The following is a 15,360-nucleotide window of genomic DNA, read 5'->3' as shown; positions in this document are numbered from 1 at the left end:
ATTTTTAGGGTAGCTTTTCCGCCTTCCGCTCCCAATCTTTTTTTGCCAAAGCAAAAAAAGGATTTCCGCTCAAGTCGGGCTGCAAACAATTCAACGTTAAAAAAGCCTTGTCAAGGTTCAAAACCTTGACAAGGCTGATGAAAAATTAATCTCCTTGAAAAAAACATACGACATATTGATTATCGGTAGCGGATTGGGAGGTCTTGTTTCGGCTCTAATTTTGGCGAAAGAAGGTCTGAAAGTCTGTGTCTTGGAGAAAAATAACCAATACGGAGGAAACTTACAGACATTTTCCCGTGACAAACTGATTTTCGATACGGGAGTTCATTATCTTGGCGGACTATCAAAAGGGCAAAATCTTCATCAATTCTTTTCTTATTTGGGAATTATGGATGATCTTGAGCTTCAGAAAATGGATGAAGACGGATACGATAAAATCACTTTCGGTGATGACGAAATCGAATATCCTCATGCCCAGGGTTATGAAAATTTTGTTGAGCAATTATCTCAATATTTTCCGCATGAAAAAGAGAACTTGGAGAACTATTGTGAAGAAATTCAGCGGGTTTGTAATCAGTTTCCGAGATATAATGTTGTCGGAAGCAATAATTATAATGAAGAAATTCTCCATTTAAATACAAAAAGATTCATCGAATCGATTACTTCAGATAAAAAATTACAGTCAGTTTTATTGGGTTCAAATTTTCTCTACGCAGGAGATTCGGAGAACGTTCCGTTTTACGTTCATGCTTTGACGGTGAATTCTTACATTCAAAGTGCTTACAAATGCGTGAAAGGAGGAAGCCAGATCTCAAAATTATTAATTAAAAAATTAAGAGAATATGGCGCGGAAGTTCACAAACATTCCGAAGTTTCTGTAATGACTTTCAATGAAAATGGAATTTTAAATGGCGTAAAAACCAAAGAAGGAAAAGAATATTTTGCGAAACAAATTATTTCAAATATTGAAATTCGTTCAACTATTAAACTGATAGGTGAAGAAAGGTTGAAAAAATCCTTTTTAAACAGAGTTTTGAGCTGGGAGCCGGTTTCTTCATGTTTCAGTGTTTATTTAGTCTTAAAACCGCATTCAATTCCAAATTTTAACTATAATTTGTACCATTATTCTTCGGAAGATCTGGTTTGGAATGCCTATCAATATAAAAAAGAAAATTGGCCGGAAACGTATATGCTTTCTTCAACGCCATCAAAACATCATTCTGAATTTGCTGAAAGTTTAACGGCAATTTCCTACATGGATTTTGATGAAGTTAAAAATTGGCAAAATACTTTCAATACCGTTGCTGATGAAGAGGAGAGAGGACAGCAGTATGAAAAATTTAAGCTTGAAAAAGCAGAAAAAATGATTGATGCATTGGAAAAGAAAATTCCAGATTTGCGACAGTTTATTAAAAAAGTGTACACATCTTCTCCTTTATCTTACCGTGATTACATCGGAAGTTTCGAAGGAAATATGTACGGATATATAAAAAGCTCGGAAAACCCTTTAAAAACAATGGTTTCCCCGAGAACAAAAATTAATAATCTCTTTCTTACAGGGCAATCTGTCAACATGCACGGAATTTTGGGCTGCACAATTGGAGCTTTCAATACGTGTGCTGAAATTTTAGGAAAAGAGCTTATTGATGAGCGTTTGACACAAATGATTAATAAGAATAAAAGTGAATAAAAGTAACAGGCAGTCTGTCATTCAGAACGAAACAAAGTGGAGTGAAGAATCTAAACAATTTGGAATAGATTTCTCCTTCCGTCGAAATGACAGAGTTTTAATCTTATTGTTTTTCAGCTTCAGCCTTATCCTCAATCTCACATCTTGCGGTGTCAGAAAATCAATAAAACACGTTCCTGATGTAAAACAATATTCATTAGAAATTCCGAAAGTCAATAAAATTAATGACTCAACTTTTAATTTTAATCAAAATTATTTAACCAAAAATAAACAACAGCTTTGGGAATTATATATTAAAGGAAACCCTTTACAGTTAGGCTATAACAATGGAGCATTGACTCAAAATTTAATGCAAAAACAGGAAGAAATTTTCTTTTCAAAGGTAGAAGGTTTTGTTCCGTCGAAGTTTAAGCAAAAATTATTAAGAGGTTTTCTAAAATGGTACAACCGAAAAATGTACTTGAATGTAAGAGAAGATTATCAGGCAGAATTATTTGGGTTATCTCAATATGCATCAGATAAATACAACTTTATTGCACCTAAATATCTGAGAAGTTTATACTTACACGGTGCTCACGATATTGGTCATGCGATGCAGGATTTGATGGTTGTTGGCTGTACTTCTCTCGCAGTTTGGAACGAAAATACAGAAGATGGAGATCTGTTGATTGGAAGAAATTTCGATTTTTATGTTGGAGATGATTTTGCTAAAAATAAATTGATTGAATTCGTAGAACCTGAACAAGGAATTCCTTACATGTCAGTAAGTTGGCCAGGAATGATTGGCGTTGTTTCGGGGATGAATAAAGAGGGGATTACGGTGACGATCAATGCCGGAAAATCTAAAATTCCCTTGACTGCAAAAACTCCAATTTCTTTGGTGACACGAGAGATTTTACAATATGCAAAAAACATCGATGAAGCTATTGCCATTACAAAAAAGAGGAAGGTTTTCGTTTCAGAATCTATTTTGGTTGGAAGCGCAAATGATAAAAATGCTGTGATTATTGAGGTTTCACCGGATAATTTCGGAGTTTATAAAGTAGAAAATACAAGTCGAGTTTTTTGTACAAATCATTTTCAATCAGAAGCTTATAAAAATGATAAAAGAAACCAGAAACATATTCTGGAAAGCCATTCTGAATACCGTTACGAAAAACTTCAGGAACTTTTAGAGGAAAATAAAAAACTGAATCCTGAAAAAATGGCTTCTATTTTAAGAGATAAATCGGGTTTGAAAGGTGAAAAAATTGGATACGGAAATGAAAAGGCAATCAATCAATTATTGGCGCATCATGCCGTGATTTTTTCGCCTCAGAAAAAATTGGTTTGGGTTTCTGCGAATCCTTATCAGCTGGGAGAATTTGTATGTTATGATTTAAATGAAATTTTTTCAGATAAAAGATTAAAAAGCGGTGAATTTGCAAAGTCAAATTTAAATATTGCTAAAGATCCTTTTATTCATTCTCAAGAGTACAAAAATTACGAAGAATATAAAAAATTAAGTTCTCAGATCGAAGATGCGATTGATGATAAAAAGAAAATTCTTTCTGATGAATTCATCAATAATTACCAATCTTTAAACCCTGATTTTTGGTTCTTATATTATCAGGCAGGAAAGTATTATTTCAATAAAAAAGAATATTCTAAAGCAAAAATTCAATTTGAAAAAGCGTTGACAAAAGAAATTACAACCGTTCCAGATAAAGAAAATGTTGAAGGATATTTGAAGAAAACACTAAAAAAACTAAAATGATTCCCAAAAGTATACGGTATTTATTTTCCATCCCTTTTATTATAATTGTTTGTTATTCTGTGTATTTGGGGAGCAAGTACAATTCAATTCCGGAAATTATTCCTATTCAAGGTTACGGAAAAACGACAGGCGGATCTGGAAGCAAATTATTTCTTTTTTCTCCGATTATATTAAATCTTATCATTTTATTGTTCATTTGGCGAATCATCAAAGATCCGGGCAAAATCAATTTTACCTTTGAGAATAAAGATGAAAATCACAAGAAAGAAACTTTTACAGTACAGTTGGTTTTGGTGATTATTGCTATATTTATTACTGTTTTTACAACACTTTTGTTGTTCTCTGATGTTGTTTATAAATAATTTTAATTCCTGAAATTTTTATAGAATTCTTATTAGTAATAATAGAACATAGCCATATCTCTTTTGTTTAATTTTTATTTATTATTTAATAAATATTATTTGTGTTTTATAAGTGTTTATGATGTTTTTATTGAATAATAAATCTTTAATTGTTTATTTTGTTTTATTATTTTAATTGATTTTGCTTTTTTAATGTAAAAACATTTGGTATGTAGTTAGTTTATTATTTATATTCGTTTCCTTAAAACCATGAAACGAATGAGAAAAAACTATTTTTTATCTCTTATATTTTTATTGATGCTATTTTCTTGTAAAGATGAGAAGATGGAAGGTGTAGAGGTAGAGAGTTCTTTTGTTAATTTTGAAATCAATGCGGTTCCTTACGCTAAATTATCAACCTATGCTTTTTTTACGGGTGAATTAAAAAATATGACGCCATCAAGCAAGGTAATTCCTTATGAACCTGCAAGTTCGCTGTTTACCGATTATGCTCTTAAAAAGAGATTTATCTGGATGCCACAAGGTGTAAAAGCGAATTTTGATGCAGATGATAAAACACTCAATTTCCCTGTAGGAACTGTTTTAATAAAAAGCTTTTATTACAATACAGTACAGCCTAATAATACCACCAAAATACTGGAAACCCGATTAATGATAAGAAAATCAACTGGTTGGATTTTTGCAGAATATATGTGGAATGATGACCAGACAGAAGCTAATCTGGTTACCGGAACAGATTTTACAAGTGGAAGTTCTAAAAACCTAACTTTCAAAAAAGAGAATAATGAAGTCATGAATATTGATTACAGAATTCCTTCAGAATCAGAATGCTATGCCTGTCATAAATTAGACAACAAACCGGTTCCCATCGGTGTAAAACCTCAAAACCTTAATACAACATACGGCTACGAAGGAGGAGTGAAAAATCAATTACAAAAATTGGTGGATGAAGGTTATCTTTTAAGTTACCCTTCAAATATTGTTTCTACAGTTAATTATAAAGATGCCAGCAAGCCTGTAGATATACGATTGCGGTCTTATTTAGACATCAACTGTGCGCATTGCCATCAACAGAATGCTCGTTGTGATTATCGTGCTATACGCCTGAGTTTTAGCCAAACAACAAATCTTACCAATATGGGAGTCTGTGTGTTGGCAGATGAACCACAAGGTCCTTCATTAGAGAAGATTATAACACCGGGAAATCATAATAAATCGGTAATGAGCTTTAGACTTAATTCTGTAGATGAGAGCAACAGAATGCCTTTGTTGGGAAGAACGATCGTACACGATGAAGGTGTAGAACTCTTAAAGCAATGGATTAATTCTCTTAACCAAAACTGTCCTTAAAAACGAATAACCAAACTGAAAGAATATGAGAAAAAAATTATCCTTTTTTGTTTTATTATCTAATATAACATGGGGAATAGCACAACTTACTTGTGCTTCTGCAGTAAATCTTACGGTAGGAACATATACAGCACCTGCAGTTACAGGAACGCCACCATCTACAGTTTGTAATTTGGGAACTCTCGGATCAGCAGCGGTATGGTACAAATACACAGCTACTGCCAATAAGACTGTTACTGTTTCTTCGGTAGTAGCAGGGCAAAATGTAGACACAAGAGTGATGATATATTCAGGAAGTTGTGGAGCATTAGCGTGCGTGGCAGCAAATGATGACTCTTCCGGGACTTCTTCACAGGTAAGCTTTGGAGCAGTTGCAGGAAATACCTATTATGTGGTATTCGACAACAGGTGGTCTAGTTTAGGGTTTAATTTTAATGTAATTGAATCAGCACCAGTTGTCAATCGACTTTCATTTGTTTCTCAGCCGGTTACAGCAGCGGGGAGTTACAATAACTGTGTGGTAGATATGAACGGAGATTATTTAGATGATATCGTTTCTGTCGTAAACAATACTCAAATCGTTATCTCTTATCAACAGCAGGGAGGTGGGTTCAATAATGTTACGTATACAATTCCTAGCTCTATTATATTGCCTTCATGGAGCATTGCTGCCGGAGATTATGATAATAACGGTTTTAATGATTTAGTGTACGGATCGGGAAGCGGGATTGCTTTTGTAAAAGCTAATGGTGACGGAACAGGTTTTACTACCGATAGAAAACCACAATCTTTTTTAGTTCAAAGAACTAATTTTATAGATATCAATAATGATGGAAAATTGGATGCTTTCATTTGTGATGATAACGCTCCGAACAGGTATTATATGAATGACGGAACAAATATGAACCATAATCAGGGAGGAATGGGAGATTTCCCGTCTGGCGGAAATTATGGTTCTATCTGGATTGATTATGATAACGATGGTGACATGGACTTATACATCGCAAAATGTAGCGGAGGCGGTTCCGGCCCTGGAGGAAATATAGATGAACTTCACAGAAACAACGGAAACGGAACTTTCACCAACGTTGCTCTTGCGGCGAATATGGCGAATCCTACCCAGACATGGTCTGCAGCTTGGGGAGATTTTAATAATGACGGTTGGATGGATGCTTTGATAGGAATCAATTCAACAACCAATGGTCTGAGTAAAGTGATGAAGAATAATGGAGACGGTACATTTACCGATAAATCTACAGGTTCCGGTTATGACATCGTAAATACTTTAAGTAGAGAATATATTTCATATGATTTTGATAATGATGGATTTCTGGATGTCTTAGGCGCAGGAAATACAATCATGTTTGGAAATGGTGATTTTACTTTTACCCCGAACGCCAGTACTTATAATGTAAATGCAACGAAACGTCCGATTGGCGACTTGAATAATGATGGATTTCTTGATATTCAGAATGGAAATACCATCCTAATGAATGCCGGAAATACCAATAAATGGCTAAAAGTAACATTAAAAGGAACTCAAAGTAACAGAAACGGAATCGGTGCAAGAGTTGAAATTTATGGAGCTTGGGGAAAACAGATCCGAGATGTACAGAGCGGAACAGGATTCGGAAATATGAGTACACTGAATGCTCATTTCGGAATCGGTCAGGCAACGGCAATTACAAAAGTGATCATAAAATGGCCTTCAGGTATTGTTGATACGATTTATAATGTAACACCAAACACGACATTAAATGTTGTGGAAGGATCATTCTTGAATACCAGAGAAGTTCAGAATACTCAGGAAATATTGACTATTTATCCAAATCCGAGTGATGATATTATCAATTTTAAATCTAAAAATGATTTTACTCCAACCGAAGCAAAAGTATATGAAATGACAGGTAGACTAGTTCTACAAACAAAGGTTGAAAGAAACTCAATATCTATCAAACAATTAAATTCAGGAATTTATATGCTTGTTTTGACAGATAAAAATGGAAAAACATATTCTCAGAAACTAACAAAAAAATAAAACATAATTTATTTTATTCTTCATAACTCACTGCAAGGTCGAAAGGCTTTGCAGTTTTTATTTAAAAAGATTGAATTAATTATTATCAGGACTCACTTTATTCAAGAATAGAAAAGTGCCTATTCCTAGAATCATCGACATTGTAGTGGCCAAAATGGTGCTTCCGATAACGTATTGAAGAAGATTATTTTTAATCAATTCAAAATTAAGTTCACTGCTTAAAATATTACTGTCGCCATGCACAAAAGGAGACCCTAAAAATAAGGAAGCAGCAATAATAAAAGGAATAAACGGCGGCAAACTCACGTTGGAAGCTACAAAAGCCAAGACTTTATTCAGTTTAAAAAGAACTGCCAAGGAAATGGTTAATAAAGTGTGAAATCCCCACAACGGAGAAAATCCTATAAAAACCCCAAGCGCAATGGAAAAAGCCTTTGTACGGTTGCTTCCGTCACTTTCTAAAACGTCTTCTTTAATGAATCTTTTAAAGCTTTTCTTCCTAAAATTATTAATAAAGTTTCTCGGAATAATATAAAGCAAGGTAATCGTTACCAAAATGGTATTCAGAATACTGATTCTTGTAAAATCTTTGAACGGTCTGAAATGCGAAACCCTTTCCGCAGGATCATACAACACTTTTATAGGAACATTTTTTACAGGAACGTGTCTCCAGGCTGTTCTTACAATAATTTCAATTTCGAACTCAAATTTTGGAGTGAAATATTTTTTCGGAATTTTATGTAAAGGATATAAACGATAACCGGATTGGGTGTCTTCAAGCTTAATTCCTGTTTCAAACCAGAACCAAAAATTAGAAAAACGATTTCCGAAACTGCTTTTTTTTGGAATTCCGTCTTGCGACATATTTCGGTTCCCGATGAGTAAAACATCTTGATCTTCATTCAATAAAGCTTCCACAAAAACCGGAAGGTCATCGGGATAATGCTGTCCGTCAGAATCAATCGTTATTGCATAGTCGTAACCTAATTCTTTTGCCTTTCTGAAACCTATTTTAAGTCCATTTCCTTTCCCTTTATTCTCAGGCAGAGAAACGGTTGTAATTTGAGGATATTGACCGAGAATGTGAGGTGTGGAGTCCGTAGAACCATCATTGATCACAATGATACTTTCGGTATAATCTAAAACACCATCAATCACCCTTTTCAGAGTTTTCTCGTTGTTGTAAGTAGGTATTAAAATGCAGATCTTCTTTTCAAAAATTGCATTTTGTACTTCAGGAAGGGTCATTGTTTTATTTTAATGATGCTTTTTCAGTATCAGACATGGTTTTAGATTGTGCAGCAAACTTTTTAATATAACTTTTCATAGCTGCATTTTGCTTTCCGTAGTTGCTTAAAATGAATGCTTTATCATCTTTTAAACCACCTCTGTATCCTACAATTTTCGGGATATTTTCCTGAACGCTTAATCTTATCAGCCTTAATTCAATATTGTTAGGATTGGATTTAATAATGCTTTCAAGACTTACTGCTCCGGTCTTTACGAGAGATTTTCTGTTTTGCTTAGCAATTTTTGCTTCCATGATTTTCGCTGCAGCTTTATATCCGCTGGTTACAGCATCCGAACCCGTCTGTTTTTCGGCAGTATTAATAAACGCCTGTGTATTTTCGTTGGATTGATTGGCTTTTGCATAGCTATTTCTTAATGCCTCCAAATCTGATTGAAAGAATAAAATAAAAGCGGTAATGAATGAGAAAATCAATTTCATGATGTCAATTTTTTATAGTTTACTGACATTTTTAATGCAATAGTCTCGCCAAAAGAAGTGGTATTCTTTACTTTAACTTCATCTTCTGTTTCAGTAATATCTAATTGTAAACTTAGATCAGGTGTTTCAAACGGGTTGATGATCGCCATGAATTTTACATTCGAAGCAGATTTTAAAAATAATTGTGCGCCTGTAAATTCTTCAGTCAGTTCCTTTACGATCTGCATCATGCAAACTCCTGGAGTTACAGGATTTCCCGGAAAATGTCCATTGAAAATATCATGATCTTTATTTAAATTGATATTCGCAATGAAGCGTCCGTTTTCTTCTTTTTCGGATGATTGTAAAGTGTAAAAGTCTGTAAGAATAGTTTGCATAAAATTATTTTTTCATGTTAAATGTATAGTAAACGCCCGCCTGGAAAAGTAGATTTGTATGATCTTCACTTGTTGTCTTTATCTGGGAAATCATTCCTTTTTTAAATCTTGCTTCGATACCGAAATTCTTAGTAATGTCGTAACCTGCACCAACTAAAATTCCAAGGTCGGTAGTTTTTTTATTATAAGGATCAAAATTTTTGTCACTAATCAAAAGATCGATACTTAGTCCGGCATGTAAGTTAAATTTCTTCAAATAAAATTTATTTACTGCCTGAAGTGAAATATAAGAAAGTTCAGATTTTACTTCCTGAGTGCTTGTCTTCATTATTGTTCCCTGTCTGGAATAATTGATCTCAGGCTGCAAAGCATAGAGTTTAGAAAATCTTATAGTACCGAATGCGCCTACATAAAAATCTGTAATGTACTGAGTTTGTACTTTTTCTTCACCTGCCCAATAATCATCACTTGCTTCAAACCAATTGTAAATACCACCGTCAGTTTCTGTGAATTTTGCAAAATTTACTCCACCTCTTACTCCGGGAGTAAATGTGATCTGTGCAAAAGACAAGCTTGATATGAGAAAAATAAACAGAAAAGGTAATTTTTTCATGTTAAAAGTTATTCGGTTTCGGTTATTTGAAATAGTTTTATATTGATCTTGAAATCTTTATGTTGAAGATTCAAACTATCCGCGAAGATATGTTTTTTTGCTTCAAAAGTGAAATCGATTTTTTCCTTATTGTTTTTCGTATAAACGATCTGATTTAACAACCCATTTTCTTTATTGAAGAACAAAAAATATTGTTTCTTATCCATTTTTGAGAGGTAAATTTTCGATTTTTCATTCTCAAAACTTTCAGTAACATGATATTTCTGCCTTAACAATTGCTGAAAATCATTCTTTAAAAAATTAATGACAATCTTTTTATCTAAGTCTGCTAAAACATAGTTGAGCTTAAAATTATCTCCTGAAATCTCAAAATCAATTAATTTATTTCCAAAATCGGAAGTTAATACGACACGGTGTGTCGCGTCATTCAATTTTTTAATAATTAAAATTCCGCTTACATGGTTTTTATAAATATCCATCTGACATTTATAAACATAATCTTCATTCGAAGAAAAGTATAAATTTTCAACTGTTTTCTCAGAATTTGTTACAGATTTTACGTCTGTCAGCTGATACGTTTTACACGAAACAAACAGGAGGGAAATCAGACTATAAAGAAAACTCTGAAGCAGAAATCGGCGCATTGATCTTCGTATTTTTAAAAACAATATTCGTTGTATCTCCTGAAGCTTCCGTCATATTCACTTGAGAAACTGTTGATTGACCTTTAGGAAAACTCAATTCAATTTGCTTAATGTATTTCAATAGTTGAGTGGATTTCGGAGTAAATTTTGCGATGTTGTAATTTGCATTTTTCAAATAAGCTACTGAAAATTCAGGATCATTAAACATCTGTCCGTTTGAACTTCCTACAATCAGTTTATTGATTTTTTCGAAGGTTTTACTTTTTGCATCAACAGAAGATTTTTTACCCTGATCATTGATGAAAATTTTATTGTCCTTAAAAATAATGCTGTATTGATAAGGCTTTGTATATTTCCAGCTTAAAATGTTGGGTGTTTTTAAAGACATTCTTCCATACGTTACAATGTTTTTATCCAAAAAATCCATCTTTTTGGTTTGGGTAAAGTCACTTTGTAATGTTTTGATTTCTTTTGTTTCAGAAGAAATTTTGGTCACAAAAGCTTTTGCTTCAGCGCCTGTCATTGCTGTATTTTGAGCAAAAAAGAAGCTTGAAACTAATAAAAATGCTCCGAAAGCAATATTTTTAATCATTTATAAATTCGGTTTTATTTTGTTTTTGTTTACATTGGATTGCATCCAATGCTTTGTTGAGTCGTCCCTTCGGGACTCCCAATCAATATTATTTTTCGTTATCAACCGTAAAAGTTGAATATTTTTTATCCTTCAAAAATAGCAATAAATCTTTCAACACATTGTACGTCTTTTCCGAAGTATCGTGAAGGAGAATGATGCTTCCTTTCTTTAGATTTTTTGTAACTCGTTTATAAATTGTCTTTTCGTTGTCTGTAATCGTATCTAAAGAACGGACATTCCAGCCGATGTTTTTTTTGTGAGTTTGTTTGATCGCTTTAGCAATATTCGGATTGGTAACGCCAAAAGGAGGACGGTATAAATTAGTTTTAATATTTCCGAGTTTAGAAATAATCTCATCACACTTTTCAATCTCTTCAATCATTTTTGAGGTAGATAAAAATCCTGTGTTATTGGAGTGAGATAAGGTGTGATTTCCAATCGTGTGACCTTCTGCAATAATTCTTTGGAAAGTTTCGGGATATTTTTCAATCTGTTTTCCGATGCAGAAAAAGGTTGCTTTTATCTGATTTTCTTTTAATAGATCTAAAAATTTTGGGGTAAACTCGGTCGGACCATCATCAAAAGTCAAAGCAACTTCCTTGATTTTCGTTCTTTTATGAGTCAAACTATTGACAAAATATTCTAATTCAATATCAAAAGATCCCCAAACGACCACCGCCGAAAAAAGTAAGAAACAAAACAGATACACCCAAAAAGTCCCGTGAAATGCATAAATAAATACATTCCAGAAAAGATAAAATAGGATAAATAGGTAGTGTTTCATCTTTTTATTATTTTGAGTTTTTGGTTTAAAATTTTCTTGGTGTCATTGCGAGGAATGAAATGACGAAGCAATCCCAAATGCTTAATAGATTCCACGCCCCACTTCGTTTCGCTCTGAATGACAAACAGATTGTCTTAATTCTACGTTAAAACTAAGCTCTTTCCAACAAAACCAAACTATGATCACTTCCTCCCAAATGATTATACAAAAGAATGTTTTTAATACTTTCTTTTTTCACATCATTAATCATCATCACTTCCGGAATCTGCTGATCTTTCAAAATATGACAAGCCATAAATGTTGAGAAACCACTTGCAGTATTGAATTCTCCACTTAGATGCTTGTAATATAATAATGCTGAATTTGGAAATAAATCCATTGCTTTAGTATAATAAACATCAGATGTAGAATCTCCACTGAAACCTAAAATTACAGCATCAATTTCTTCAAAGGTAAGATTGTTTTTTGTTAGAAAGTCTCCGATAAAGCTTTGAATTTCATCTTGTTCTAATCTATTGTTGATTTTGATATCTCTAAGCTGAGCGTAAGAACTTTCTGTCTTTCCTTTTCCTAAAATAAAAAAGCTTGAACCTTCTCCCCAAATAACTCCTTCTGTTGTTGAGCTTAAATAATCAACGGGAAGATTTTCTTCTTTTTTAATGGTATTGTTTAATTTATACAATTCCATTGTTCTGTCGGTTTGTTCATCCGTTGAACCTACCAGAACATGATCAGCCTCACCATCATTAATTTGAAGTTTGGCGTCTAGCATGGAGAATTCTAAAGACGAAGAAGTATTCACATACGTGAAATTGTAAGCGTGGCATTGTAATGCTAAAGCAATTTGCCCGGCAACCGTATTGTGAGTGGATTGAATAAAATAAGTAGGAGTTAGAAACTCTTCATTATTATCAATCACATTTTTTAAAAACTTTTCAGAATCTTGGGAACATCCCATTCCTGTTCCGACAATAATTGCATCAGGGTTTTCAATTCCGGCTTCTTTTAAAGCGTATTTTGAAGCTACGGAACTCATTTTTACTGTTTTAGACATTCTTCTGCTCATTGCTGGCGGAATGAATTCTTTGTAATTAGGTTCAATAGCTTTTACGATCTGAACTGAATTTTCAGGTGTAAGATTTTGGATGAAATTTTCATTTAAAGTGTCCTGAACTGAGATGCAGGCTGCACTGTTGATATACACTGCACTCATGATTTTGAGAAAATTAGGGTTGAACAATTTCCTCCAAACCCAAATGAGTTAGAAAGTACATGATCGATAGTCTTCTCTTTTAATTCGGTAACGGGAGTTAAATCAAATTCTTCCATCTTCGTTTTAAAATTAAGAGTTGGAAAAATGATATTATTTTGAATCGCCAATAATGAATAGATGGCTTCAATTCCTGCAGCAGCGGCTAAAGTATGACCTGTAAACGCTTTTGTAGAACTGAATTCCGGCACGTTGTTTTCACCAAAGAGTCTGATCATCGCAATTCCTTCTGATAAATCATTATTGGGAGTTGCGGTTCCATGAGCGTTGATATAATCGATGTTTTCTTTCTCTAAACCTGAAACTTTCAATGCTTTTTCCATCGCTAAATAAGCGCCTTGTCCGTTTTCCGAAGAAGCGGTTTGATGGTGGGCATCGTTGGCATTTCCATAGCCGGAAAGATACCCGAGTACTTTTTTATTTTCTTTTTTAACAACTTCATCAGATTCCAATACCAGAAAAGCAGCTGCTTCTCCAAGGTTTAATCCTTTTCTGTCATTGTCGAAAGGCGTATTATAAGAATCGGTAAGAATCATTAGGGTACTGAATCCATTCAAAGTAAATTTTGAAAGAGAATCTGTTCCACCAACAACAACGCGGTCTAAAACTCCATTTTTAATAAGCTTCGCGCCCATCATAATCGCGTTGGCTGCAGACGAACAAGCCGTACTGATGGTAGAAACCATACCTTTCAGACCTAAATAATCTGTTATAGCTAATGATGAATTTCCTGCATCATGAGAGTCGATATATTTTTGCTTTTCAGGAAAGTCTTCGTAAGTGTAGAAATACTTTTCGGTGATATCCATTCCGCCAACGCTTGTTGAAGAAATTAACCCCGTTTTGTAGCCGTTAATATCTGATATTCCGGCATTTTCTACCGCTTCTTTTGCAGCAACCATGCCTAATAAAGCAGTTCTTGTTACCTTATTATCTTCATTAAGCTGAAGTTTTTGTACCAATTCTTCATTAGATAGTTTTATCTCGCCGGTTTTAATATTTCCGGTGTGGCGGGTTTCAAACAATTGTATGTCTGAAATTCCGTGTTTTCCGGTTTTTAACGAAATGAAATTTTCTTCCACATTGTTTCCGATGGAAGAAATGATGCCCATTCCTGTTATGGCAATTTTTTGACTCATTTTATCTTATAATGTAACAGTGTATCAATTTAACCGTTTACCAATATTGTTACATTGTTAAACTGATACATTGCTAGATTCAATAATTTATTTTGTTCTGTTTTCTTCGATGAATTTTGCCATCGTATCGATAGATTGAAAAATTTCCTTTCCTTTTTTAGGATCGGCTAATTTTATTCCATAATCTTTGTCAAGAAGAACGATCAACTCTAAAGCATCGATAGAATCTAATCCTAAACCTCCTCCGAATAACGGATCAGTATCTTTGATTTCTTCTATAGAAACGTCTTCAAGGTTAAGTACTTCAATAATTTTGTGCTTCAATTCAGTTTGTAAGTTTTCCATAAAAATTATTTTAATGTATCAATTTAGCAGTGTACCAATGGATGACTGCAAATTATTGCTACATTGTTATATTGTTTAAATTATTATATTAGTTCGTTAGCAAATATACAAAAGCTTTGTAATTTTCCTGATATAGTTCTACCCAACCACAGAGTACCTTTTCTGCCTTTCCTGACTCTAAGATCTGTTCTGAGTAATCATTTAAAAATTTTTCATCAAATTCATCCAAAACAAAAAAAGCATTCTCTGTCTGCATTTTATGTCTGATGCTGATTTCACCAACGCAGATGTTGGGCAACGTGTACACAAAAACAGCAGGGCTCGGGAAGAAATTTTCCTGAGAGTTGATGCTTTCCTGATATTTAAAATCAGTATCTAAACTTGATGATTTGTTCGCTAAAACTATTGCCGTTTTGCTATGATCTCCGTCTTTTAAAATCATTTCGGAAGCCAGAAAAGCGAGTTTACTCAAGTTATCCATTTTATGAAACTTAGGATAATTTAATTCTAAACTTTTATAAGCTTCTTTGGCAAATTCTGAGAATGTTCCAGATTGACTTTCGAAAATAACTTGTTCGTTGACGGTTATTTTTGAGTTTTCTATGGTGCAAATGTCTGTTTTCTTCATC

16 protein-coding genes are annotated in these 15,360 nt (G+C 33.5%); 5 read left to right on the top strand and 11 right to left on the bottom strand.

Features of this window, described 5'->3' with window-relative positions; all coding sequences use genetic code 11:
• The first annotated feature begins 154 nt into the window (after window positions 1–154).
• The 5 genes from AC1Q7L_RS06175 (at window position 155) to AC1Q7L_RS06155 (ending at window position 7,196) form a co-directional block, all read left to right on the top strand.
• Window positions 155–1,690, top strand: a complete 1,536-nt coding sequence (locus tag AC1Q7L_RS06175; protein ID WP_492304732.1) for a phytoene desaturase family protein — start codon at window positions 155–157, stop codon at window positions 1,688–1,690.
• Between the two features lie 100 nt (window positions 1,691–1,790).
• Window positions 1,791–3,446, top strand: a complete 1,656-nt coding sequence (locus AC1Q7L_RS06170; protein ID WP_492305342.1) for a C45 family autoproteolytic acyltransferase/hydrolase — start codon at window positions 1,791–1,793, stop codon at window positions 3,444–3,446.
• The gene (locus AC1Q7L_RS06165; RefSeq protein WP_492304731.1) at window positions 3,443–3,808 is read left to right on the top strand and encodes a hypothetical protein; all 366 of its coding nucleotides are present in this window, start codon (window positions 3,443–3,445) and stop codon (window positions 3,806–3,808) included. Before AC1Q7L_RS06170 ends, AC1Q7L_RS06165 begins: the two co-directional genes overlap by 4 nt.
• 249 nt (window positions 3,809–4,057) lie before the next feature.
• Complete coding sequence (locus tag AC1Q7L_RS06160; protein ID WP_492329377.1) at window positions 4,058–5,158, top strand: hypothetical protein; 1,101 nt, start codon at window positions 4,058–4,060, stop codon at window positions 5,156–5,158.
• A 25-nt stretch (window positions 5,159–5,183) separates the two neighbouring features.
• Window positions 5,184–7,196, top strand: a complete 2,013-nt coding sequence (locus AC1Q7L_RS06155) for an FG-GAP-like repeat-containing protein (protein ID WP_492304729.1) — start codon at window positions 5,184–5,186, stop codon at window positions 7,194–7,196.
• Window positions 7,197–7,271: 75 nt separating this feature from the next.
• Here the strand turns inward: AC1Q7L_RS06155 and AC1Q7L_RS06150 are convergent, their stop codons facing one another.
• From AC1Q7L_RS06150 to AC1Q7L_RS06100, 11 genes are all read right to left on the bottom strand, one after another.
• Window positions 7,272–8,444: a DUF2062 domain-containing protein gene (locus AC1Q7L_RS06150; RefSeq protein ID WP_492304728.1), complete on the bottom strand. Its 1,173-nt coding sequence runs from the start codon at window positions 8,442–8,444 to the stop codon at window positions 7,272–7,274.
• A 4-nt stretch (window positions 8,445–8,448) separates the two neighbouring features.
• Window positions 8,449–8,925: a hypothetical protein gene (locus AC1Q7L_RS06145; protein ID WP_492304727.1), complete on the bottom strand. Its 477-nt coding sequence runs from the start codon at window positions 8,923–8,925 to the stop codon at window positions 8,449–8,451.
• The gene (locus tag AC1Q7L_RS06140) at window positions 8,922–9,302 is read right to left on the bottom strand and encodes an ApeI family dehydratase (protein WP_492304726.1); all 381 of its coding nucleotides are present in this window, start codon (window positions 9,300–9,302) and stop codon (window positions 8,922–8,924) included. The genes AC1Q7L_RS06145 and AC1Q7L_RS06140 overlap by 4 nt, the downstream gene beginning before the upstream one ends.
• A 4-nt stretch (window positions 9,303–9,306) precedes the next feature.
• Window positions 9,307–9,915, bottom strand: a complete 609-nt coding sequence (locus tag AC1Q7L_RS06135; protein ID WP_492304725.1) for a porin family protein — start codon at window positions 9,913–9,915, stop codon at window positions 9,307–9,309.
• A gap of 8 nt (window positions 9,916–9,923) precedes the next feature.
• Window positions 9,924–10,559, bottom strand: coding sequence for a flexirubin biosynthesis protein LolB2 (gene lolB2 / locus AC1Q7L_RS06130; RefSeq protein WP_492304724.1), 636 nt, complete (start codon window positions 10,557–10,559; stop codon window positions 9,924–9,926).
• On the bottom strand, window positions 10,525–11,151 hold the full coding sequence (lolA2, locus tag AC1Q7L_RS06125; RefSeq protein WP_492304723.1) for a flexirubin biosynthesis/transport protein LolA2: 627 nt from the start codon (window positions 11,149–11,151) through the stop codon (window positions 10,525–10,527). The genes lolB2 and lolA2 overlap by 35 nt, the downstream gene beginning before the upstream one ends.
• Before the next feature lie 88 nt (window positions 11,152–11,239).
• Window positions 11,240–11,977 (bottom strand): polysaccharide deacetylase family protein, encoded by a 738-nt coding sequence (locus AC1Q7L_RS06120; protein ID WP_492304722.1) that lies wholly within the window; start codon window positions 11,975–11,977, stop codon window positions 11,240–11,242.
• Window positions 11,978–12,128: 151 nt separating this feature from the next.
• Window positions 12,129–13,190: a beta-ketoacyl synthase N-terminal-like domain-containing protein gene (locus AC1Q7L_RS06115; RefSeq protein ID WP_492304721.1), complete on the bottom strand. Its 1,062-nt coding sequence runs from the start codon at window positions 13,188–13,190 to the stop codon at window positions 12,129–12,131.
• The gene (locus AC1Q7L_RS06110) at window positions 13,187–14,386 is read right to left on the bottom strand and encodes a beta-ketoacyl-[acyl-carrier-protein] synthase family protein (RefSeq protein WP_492304720.1); all 1,200 of its coding nucleotides are present in this window, start codon (window positions 14,384–14,386) and stop codon (window positions 13,187–13,189) included. The genes AC1Q7L_RS06115 and AC1Q7L_RS06110 overlap by 4 nt, the downstream gene beginning before the upstream one ends.
• Window positions 14,387–14,473: 87 nt before the next feature.
• Window positions 14,474–14,731 carry a phosphopantetheine-binding protein gene (locus tag AC1Q7L_RS06105; protein WP_054512816.1) on the bottom strand — a complete coding sequence of 86 codons (258 nt, stop codon included), beginning with the start codon at window positions 14,729–14,731 and terminating at the stop codon, window positions 14,474–14,476.
• Between the two features lie 88 nt (window positions 14,732–14,819).
• On the bottom strand, window positions 14,820–15,359 hold the full coding sequence (locus tag AC1Q7L_RS06100; RefSeq protein WP_492304719.1) for a 3-oxoacyl-ACP synthase: 540 nt from the start codon (window positions 15,357–15,359) through the stop codon (window positions 14,820–14,822).
• Between the last annotated feature and the right edge of the window lies 1 nt (window position 15,360).

Source organism: Chryseobacterium sp. GW823-FHT05E08 (assembly GCF_058795655.1).
Note: the sequence above shows the minus strand (reverse complement) of the source record. Positions and strands in the feature narration are given on the sequence as shown.

Excerpts from the sequence above, each read along its gene's own strand:
- AC1Q7L_RS06165 (WP_492304731.1), top strand. The coding sequence starts at position 3,443 with ATGATTCCCAAAAGTATACGGTATTTATTTTCCATCCCTTTTATTATA.
- AC1Q7L_RS06160 (WP_492329377.1), top strand. The coding sequence starts at position 4,058 with ATGAAACGAATGAGAAAAAACTATTTTTTATCTCTTATATTTTTATTG.
- AC1Q7L_RS06155 (WP_492304729.1), top strand. The coding sequence starts at position 5,184 with ATGAGAAAAAAATTATCCTTTTTTGTTTTATTATCTAATATAACATGG.
- AC1Q7L_RS06150 (WP_492304728.1), bottom strand. The coding sequence starts at position 8,444 with ATGACCCTTCCTGAAGTACAAAATGCAATTTTTGAAAAGAAGATCTGC.
- AC1Q7L_RS06145 (WP_492304727.1), bottom strand. The coding sequence starts at position 8,925 with ATGAAATTGATTTTCTCATTCATTACCGCTTTTATTTTATTCTTTCAA.
- AC1Q7L_RS06140 (WP_492304726.1), bottom strand. The coding sequence starts at position 9,302 with ATGCAAACTATTCTTACAGACTTTTACACTTTACAATCATCCGAAAAA.
- AC1Q7L_RS06135 (WP_492304725.1), bottom strand. The coding sequence starts at position 9,915 with ATGAAAAAATTACCTTTTCTGTTTATTTTTCTCATATCAAGCTTGTCT.
- lolB2 (WP_492304724.1), bottom strand. The coding sequence starts at position 10,559 with ATGCGCCGATTTCTGCTTCAGAGTTTTCTTTATAGTCTGATTTCCCTC.
- lolA2 (WP_492304723.1), bottom strand. The coding sequence starts at position 11,151 with ATGATTAAAAATATTGCTTTCGGAGCATTTTTATTAGTTTCAAGCTTC.
- AC1Q7L_RS06120 (WP_492304722.1), bottom strand. The coding sequence starts at position 11,977 with ATGAAACACTACCTATTTATCCTATTTTATCTTTTCTGGAATGTATTT.
- AC1Q7L_RS06115 (WP_492304721.1), bottom strand. The coding sequence starts at position 13,190 with ATGAGTGCAGTGTATATCAACAGTGCAGCCTGCATCTCAGTTCAGGAC.
- AC1Q7L_RS06110 (WP_492304720.1), bottom strand. The coding sequence starts at position 14,386 with ATGAGTCAAAAAATTGCCATAACAGGAATGGGCATCATTTCTTCCATC.
- AC1Q7L_RS06105 (WP_054512816.1), bottom strand. The coding sequence starts at position 14,731 with ATGGAAAACTTACAAACTGAATTGAAGCACAAAATTATTGAAGTACTT.
- AC1Q7L_RS06100 (WP_492304719.1), bottom strand. The coding sequence starts at position 15,359 with ATGAAGAAAACAGACATTTGCACCATAGAAAACTCAAAAATAACCGTC.